Source organism: Haladaptatus sp. W1, from assembly GCF_001723155.1.
Classification (GTDB): domain Archaea; phylum Halobacteriota; class Halobacteria; order Halobacteriales; family Haladaptataceae; genus Haladaptatus; species Haladaptatus paucihalophilus.
Map to the genome: position 1 here is coordinate 54,278 of NZ_MEIH01000351.1, position 8,086 is coordinate 62,363.

4 protein-coding genes and 1 pseudogene are annotated in these 8,086 nt (G+C 53.5%); 4 read left to right on the forward strand and 1 reads right to left on the reverse strand.

What is annotated here, in order from left to right; genetic code table 11:
• Positions 1–740 precede the first annotated feature (740 nt).
• The 3 genes from BG842_RS20910 (at position 741) to BG842_RS20920 (ending at position 4,937) form a co-directional block, all read left to right on the forward strand.
• Positions 741–1,514, forward strand: a complete 774-nt coding sequence (locus tag BG842_RS20910; protein ID WP_139136221.1) for a hypothetical protein — start codon at positions 741–743, stop codon at positions 1,512–1,514.
• A 362-nt stretch (positions 1,515–1,876) separates the two neighbouring features.
• Entirely contained in the window at positions 1,877–3,124 is a 1,248-nt protein-coding gene (locus tag BG842_RS28130; RefSeq protein ID WP_083252684.1) for a PQQ-binding-like beta-propeller repeat protein, read from the forward strand.
• A 223-nt stretch (positions 3,125–3,347) separates the two neighbouring features.
• The gene (locus tag BG842_RS20920) at positions 3,348–4,937 is read left to right on the forward strand and encodes a transposase (protein ID WP_069452317.1); all 1,590 of its coding nucleotides are present in this window, start codon (positions 3,348–3,350) and stop codon (positions 4,935–4,937) included.
• Positions 4,938–5,906: 969 nt separating this feature from the next.
• Here the strand turns inward: BG842_RS20920 and BG842_RS20925 are convergent.
• Positions 5,907–6,548, reverse strand: a pseudogene (locus tag BG842_RS20925) (transposase); the annotation flags it as partial.
• 287 nt (positions 6,549–6,835) lie between these two features.
• Here BG842_RS20925 and BG842_RS20930 point away from each other — a divergent pair.
• The coding region (locus BG842_RS20930) for a peroxidase family protein (RefSeq protein ID WP_303645373.1) at positions 6,836–8,086 on the forward strand (1,251 nt) is incomplete at its 3' end.

Sequence of the window (8,086 nt, forward strand, 5' to 3'; positions counted from 1 at the left end):
TCTGACTTATCGAACTGATGGTCGATCGAGACTTCGTTTGAGTTACGAATTGCGCACAGATTTCATTGAGAGTCCCGGGGGTAGTCTACTTCCGCTTATAGATTTAACCGGAAGTAAAATACACACCACCACTTCCAATGTAACTATCCGATAGAACATCTCTATCTGCCGGAAACAGCCATTCAGCTATTGATAAATCATATTTCGCAATATGGAATCACGATCTCTGTGAGATCACAATCTCGGAGGATGGGTTTGATGCGCGCCTTCTATGCATACTAGTATTCGGTGAACCAAGAGAAATTTATCGATTATAAACCCCTACCGTTTGTAAGAGTCCTTGAACTTCGTCTTCGATCTGATTCAGAAACCGCTATACTGGTACCCGAATATTTGGTTTCGTGGTGAGAATAAGCGCGCATCAGAACTCAACCCTCACAGCAGGTGGTTTTTACAGGAATCGAATAAGTGAGAGTTCATTACACGGAAGACACTAACCATGAGCATTACACCGTTTCAAGAATGTTATCTCACGGCTACATTGTTGGGGAAATCTGGGAGATTGAAGCATTTTATTTAAAACTCTAGTAAATATATTGGTTCTCAATAGTAATAGTTGATAATATAGTTCTGCAAAGATATCTTTTCAAATTTTAACCAGCATCCATCTAAGATATAAATTTTTATTAAATTCATAGAAAATTATAAATAGATGTGTTGCTATACTATTTTTGTACATTATGAAAGATGCAAACATCGGTGTAGGAGGAGAAAAGAAACTGAGCAGCTTCAGTCGCCGTTCGGTCTTAACCTCGGCGGCAGCACTGGGACTCGCAGGTTCTTCCGGGATCGTCGGTGCGGTAGCTCGCCAGGGCTCACCGATGACGTTGGTGGAACAGTCATACAACAATCCAGTCCCAGCCGAGAAAGTAAACGAAATTCGTTCGAGTACCGTCACACAGGCAGCCACTCGACACGGTGCTGACGACGACAAACAAGTTAGCATCGGAGCAGAAGGGAGCGGGCGACTCGTCGCCGTGGCCGCTGGAGCCACGCCCGATGGTGTCGTGTTGCAGGTACTTGGATTTGCGGGATCCCCAGAGTCGGTTGGAGACGTACAGAAGGAAGTTCGTGAGGAAGCAGCAGAGTACAGTAAGCGAATCAAGGCAGCCCGACACGGAAAGTCGACGACAATCTCTGGCGTATTGACGACCGCCAGTGAAGGAGACTGGACGGAACTCGAAAGCGACACGATTATATCCGCGACGAAACCCCGAGGGAAGCTGAAAAACAAGTACACGCTGAGTAGGGATCTTGGAGCGGCGATGTACGTCTTTGAAGACAAATGGACGACATATCCTGGAATGATCGAGTGGCCTGACGACCCTTCAATAACTGGCACAACGAGGATGGTGAAGATCAGCATGACTTCTACGAGTCTAACGACCTCATCGTGGAAGATTGGAAACCTGAGCAGTCCACGCCTGGAACGATTGGGCAATCAATTACACTAACAGGTGACACATCTGGTGGTGGGTCGGTCGGATACTCCTACACTTACACGCAGAGCGACTTTGACATTGATGTCGTAACGAGTGACAACGAGCAGATGGGTGCGTGGGACATCAACATTGACGGCGACGCCGGTGACGACACTTGTACGTTCCGACCGGCAACGATGGCGAGTTGGCACGGTAATGAGGGTCAGTTCAATCTGATGCGACTCTACTCCCGGAGTACGTTCTCTGCAAATGGGAGTAACTTCAACCGGGAGACGGTAGACCACTCAATCGTCTTCTATGAGGACATTTGCGGAGGGTGCGTCTAAATAAAATTTATACCTAGAGTTATACGATACGAGAGCGTTACTGTACATATGTTGGCCCCCACTAACGGTTCACTGAACCGTCGTTCGTTCCTCGCTCTCGGTATCGGCCTCTCGCTCTCTGGCTGCTTACACCGAGCACCGGGAACACAGAGCGTACCGATCCAGATCGAAACAAAACCCACGAACGAGAAGATTCAATTCGGACGCTGGCCGACGTACCGAAGCAATGCCAAGCGAACCGGACACGTCACTACCAGTGGACCGGGTGAAAACGCCGTCGTCGCGTGGCAGACTCCGCTAACGGCCGAAACTGAGCCGAGTGTCGTGACCCCTGTCGTGGATGAATCAGGTATATACGCCCCAGTTACAGCCGGTAAATATCTCGGCGTCTTTGACGCCGCCGGCGAGCGAACAACGAAAATTGCGGGTCGATCCGCCGACATCTCAACGCCAACAGTCGTAGATCAACGGGTAACGTTCTCGGACGGTTTCCGATCGGTAGGTGTTGAGCGCCGTAATTGGACCAAAACGTGGATACGGCGTCTCGGTGGTAGAGGAACGATACCAACCGTCGTTGGGGATGTTGCCATCGTCCCGATTAGTGCGGGTACAGGAGCCGTGTACGCAATTGACATCCACAACGGGAACGTCGTGTGGAAGCGACAGACTGGAATCGTCGTACAACCAGCTGCAGCGGACGAATCACTCGTGGTTCTCTGTGAAAGTGATGGAAAGATTCTCGCGCTTAATGTTTCAGATGGAACGACGCGATGGGAGGCTTCAACAGAACTCGGAACGATCACGACCACGCCAGTCCTTGGCAACCACCTTTACGTTAGCAGTGCGACTCAAGACGGAGCAGCTGGACGACTAGAAGCCTACGATGTAGAGACAGGTGAACGAGCATGGAAGCGCTCGTTCGACCGAGATTACATTACGGGGACGCCGGCGATGTCCCCGAATTCTGGCCTGCTTTACTGTACGACGATAAGCGGGGTCATCCGAGCATTGGACGAGATGACCGGCCACGATGTCGGTCGCGCTTCACTTCCGACTACCAACCAACGAATACCCGTCGATACGAGCCCCGTGGTTGCTGGCGGGTTCCTCTATATCACCGACCCGAAAGGGGCAATCCGAGCGTACTCCCGGTCTCCTGACGCCAAAGGAGAAAACCATTTACGACCGCTGTGGACTGCCGAGTTCTCTCACCAAATACAGAGTTCACCTGTCGTCAGTTCGAACGCGCTTTTGGCACTCTCTTCGTCCAAGTTGGTCGCACTCCTCTCTTCCTGAACCTTGAATGTATATTATTCACACTCTGGAAATCGCTAACTTTTGAGTGAGACGTACTGACAGTGCCTTTTCAATACGATATCCCGAGCCGTTTACTCTTAAGCCCGGCGTGCAGTCGATCGATTTTACTCTTGAGTATGTGTTCCAAGCGAAAGTCGACTCCGTGAGAAGTGCAAAGAAAGAGCCATCACCGCTGTCAAATATCTATCGGCAAGACGAACCAATGGTACAGCGTGGCCGCCGATTGACCGACGCCTTTGTCGCTGCCCTCGAACTCCGCAAGCACCTCCGCAAAGGAACAGCGTTCTGTGCTGCACTCACCGACCTTGAGCTTCAGATCGAGACGCTCAAAGACGGCTACCCGGAGTGGCATCCCGCACCGTACTCGTTTCATGGAATGCTCAAGCTCTTCCTCTACCGGGAAGTCACTGGGGACAGCTATCGCACCCTCACACGACACCCGGAACTTGCGGACGTATTCGGGCTCAAACGCATCCCCGATGAGTCAGTCATCTCTCGAACGTGGCACAATCGCTTTGACAACGATGTTCGTGGGTATGTCACTGCCAGTGCACACTGCTTAGTCAAGGAAATCCATAACGAGGACCTCTCCGTTCCCGAAGTCCGGCCACTAGAGGAAGTCAAACAGTTATCAGAGGAGACTACTGACTCGTCTGAGAATGCCACTGAATTCTCTGATGACGAAATCTACCGTACAACCCGCCTCGCTCGTGAGCACGGCTTTGGTCCGTTCGACTCTGAGAGAGCACAGAACGCGACGTATGAAGACACGCAATTCTTTGAACTTCAGACGTTCATCGGAATGGTCGGATGTGGTACTCCACAAGGCGCAGCACGGTTCAAATTCCATCGGGGCAAAGAATATGGCCCTCACGGAGACACCCACCTCCGCGCAGTCAAGCAATTTGATCCTGAGGACCTGCTCGATGGGTTTCAGCAGGCGACAGAACGACTCCTCTCAGCAATTCAATCGGAGTCTTCGTTTCGCCGTCCAGTCACCGTCGCGATTGATATCACGACCATTCGATACTTTGGTAACGTAGAGGGAATGCCGATGGTTAGCGGGACGAAGGACGGCGAAGGTCGAGCATTCAAGTTCGCTACACTTTCGGTTGTCGGATGGAATATCCCGTTGATTCTCGCTGTCGAATCCGTCCGTGAGAGTTCCTCGTGGGACGAGAATCCGCCGAATCGAATTCATCGTGTCGTCCGACGACTTGTTCGGCGCGCACAGAAGCACGTTCCTATCGAAATGGTGCTATGCGACCGGGAGTTTGACTCCAAAGCAGTGTATCAAACGCTCTCGAACCTCGACGTGAACTATCTCATCCCGAAACGAATCCACAGCACCGAGCGTAAAGTCATCGAGACGATGGATGAGGATCGGCAGGAGGTTGCCGTTGAATCAGCGACTGTCCACGTCGAGCAGGGCTCGCACGCGATGCAGTTTCTGTACGTCCCTTCGACGAAAGGAGAGGGTACAGCGGTCTTTGCGACGAACCTCTCAGTCGACCCCAAGGAAGCTGAGACGTTCTGCCGCCGCTACAGCCGTCGCTGGCAGATCGAGAGCGAGTACAAGAGCATCAAGAACGAGTTTCTGGCGAAGACGTCCTCAAAGGATTACCGAGTACGACTGTTCTACTTCGTGTTCGCGGTACTGCTGCACAACATCTGGCGGCTCACCGATTTCTTGTTGAAGGCTGGTGTCGGCGGTGAGATGAACTACGCCCCGGTTCTGACGGCTGGTGAGTGTATCGAGTTAGTTTGTTCAGCACTGGTCCCGCCGGATTAACGCTTAACGCCGACTCGGGCCACCCATTGTGAGTGGCGACGCTCTGCGAGATCTTGAATTCTGACGTGTTTTCGCTTACTTGCTAAGATTAATCCGAGAGGTATAGCTGAGACCTCACTAACGTGGCCCATTCGAGCCACGATTGGCCCGAAAAACACGTGAAGGTAGCCTATCCTCCGAAACTGTGGAAGATTATGATGAAGGCAGCTGCAGCACTACATAAGATCGAGCCAGCGAGACTACTAACCAATACAAAGCAGATAGCACCTGATAATCCGCCTAAACCAACGGCTGACGCTTTCTTTGTAAGAGTAAGGGAAGATCCCTTAAATAGATGAGTATAATCGTTGAAGTAATTACAGTCACCCCTTAGTCGTCGAAACCGTGTATAACGATCAACTACGCTAGAAGAAGCGGTTGGTGATACAACCGCTTGGTCATGGCTTTGACTAATATGATTATGCAAAGAATTAGTAGTGTTCTGATTCTCATATGCAGTATTTATATCAAGAACCATTAAGTCAACAAACTCAACTCCAGGAATGGATATTTGGCCTTCACTATCAACCTGAGAGAGTTTTTGGAGTACTTTAGCAGATCGGTTTATTAAAATTGTCTGGGTGAATTATTATCCAAATAAATTGTCTTGTGTGATTGCATTTGTGATATAGATTTAACAATTGAATAGATCATATAAGAAGGATCGATCGTATCCTTTCGAACCGATTCGCTATGCATTGAGAACGTCGGTCTCAACTTCTACATGCACTTGGAAGATGCACAGTTTCGGAGGATAGGCTATTTTTGGGTCGAATATCCGTTGACTCGTGGTGCTGTTCCCCAATCAAACGTCGGTTTCGAACGCTTTCGGGTGTAACTATCGGGCGAGCGTGAGAAATTGCGTGCATTCTGGCGCTGCTGAATATTGTTGCCACTCCTGAGCAGCGGACTTAGCAAGGGATCAGCCGGTTAGTCAGGTGGTATCAACGCCGAGACGACGCTCTCGACACACTCACCCGCGGTCAGGACTGGCGCATAGTCCATCTCGTCGTCGACGCCCGCTTTCAGCAGGAAGTCGGTGAGCCGCCAGATATTGTACAGCAACACCGCGAAGACGAAGTAGAACAACCGCACGCGGTAGTCCTTCGAGGAGGTCTTCGCGAGGAAATCACCCTTGATGGACTTGTACTCGTTTTCGATCTGCCAGCGACGACTATACCGCCGACAGAATGCCTCGGCCTCATCCGGCCCAACTCGGAGGTTCGTCGCGAACACCGTCGTCCCCTTGCCGCTCGTCGACGGCACGTACAGAAACCGCATGGGATGTGAACCTGCCTCAACGTGAACAGACGCTGATTCAACAGCGACTTCCTGATCGTCCTCGTCCATCTGCTCTATCACCTCGCATTCCGAGCTGGTGATCCGTTTCGGGATGAGGTAGTTCACATCCAGGTTCGAGAGTGTCTGAAACACGCGCATGGAATCGAACTCCCGATCACAGAGCACTGTCTCAATGGGGACGTGCTCTTTCGCGCGCTGGACGAGTCGCCGGACGACACGATGGATCTGATTCGGTGGGTTCTCGTCCCACGCTGAGCTCTCACTCACCGGCGTTCGACACATCGTCACCGACGAGCTCGACGACGTGGAGTCGCTCACCCGCGACCTCGTGAACGGAGAGACAGCAGTTTTCTGATGTCAGTCAAACTTGTATTTCAGTGATTCATTGAACGGCTGCACCGGGTGGCATCGGTGTTGCTCACAGCCGTATTCCACGGTCTGCGGAATTCCCCCCTCGAAGATGAGGAATATCGGTTTCGAGGGATTTTACTTGACAAATAGAATAAGTATACCTACAGACAGAAAAATACTTTTCAGTTCCGTTCGTCTGTTCGACCATGACCTGGTCCAATCGAGAGTGGTGGCCGAACCTGTTGCGAGTCGACATCCTCGACGACAACGCCGCGGACCTCGACCCGTACGGTTCGGACTTCGACTACGCCGAGGAGTTCGAGAAGCTCGATCTCGAAGCGGTCAAGTCCGATCTCGAGGACCTTATGCAGGACTCGCAGGATTGGTGGCCCGCCGACTACGGCCACTACGGCCCGTTGTTCATTCGGATGGCGTGGCACAGCGCCGGGACGTATCGGACCAGCGATGGCCGCGCCGGCGCCTCCGGCGGCCTCCAGCGCCTCCCGCCCGAGAGTAGCTGGCCGGACAACGTGAATCTCGACAAGGCCCGCCGCCTGCTCCAGCCGATCAAGCATAAATACGGCCGCAAACTCTCGTGGGGCGACCTCATCATCCTCGCCGGGAACGTCGCCCTAGATTCGATGGGCTTCGAGACGGTTGGCTTCGCCGGCGGTCGCGTGGACGAGTACAAGTCCAACGAGGCCGTCGAGTGGGGCCCCGAGACCGAGTGGGAGACGACCTCGCCCGAACGCTACGAGGACGGAGAGGTGGGCAACCTCAAGGACCCGCTCGCGAACACTGTGATGGGCCTCATCTACGTCAACCCGGAGGGGCCGTACGGCGAGCCCGACGTCGAGGGGTCCGCGAAGAATATCCGCGAGGAGTTCGACCGCATGGCGATGGACGACGAGGAGACGGTCGCACTCATCGCTGGCGGCCACACCTTCGGGAAGGTCCACGGCGCGGACGACGAGGCGGAGGTCGGTCCCGAACCCGAGGCGGCCCCCCTCGAGGAGCAGGGCCTCGGCTGGCAGCACGACTTCCAGAAGGCCGGGATGATCACCAGCGGTATCGAGGGGCCGTGGACCGACGCGCCGACCCAGTGGGACATGGGCTACCTCGACAACCTGCTCAACTACGAGTGGGAGCCTCACAAGGGACCCGGCGGCGCGTGGCAGTGGCGGCCAGCCAGCGAAGAAGAGCGCGAGGCGATCACGAAGGCTCCGCACGCGCAGGAATTCAACGAGTCGGAGGAGCCGATGATGCTGACGACGGACGTCGCTCTCAAGCGCGACGAGGACTACCTGGAGATCCTGGAGCGCTTCCATGAGCACCCCGACGAGTTCCAGGAGGTGTTCGCGCGGGCGTGGTACAAGCTCATCCACCGCGACATGGGCCCGCCCGAGCGCTTCCTCGGCCCTGACGTCCCCGACGAGGTCATGATCTGGCAGGACCCC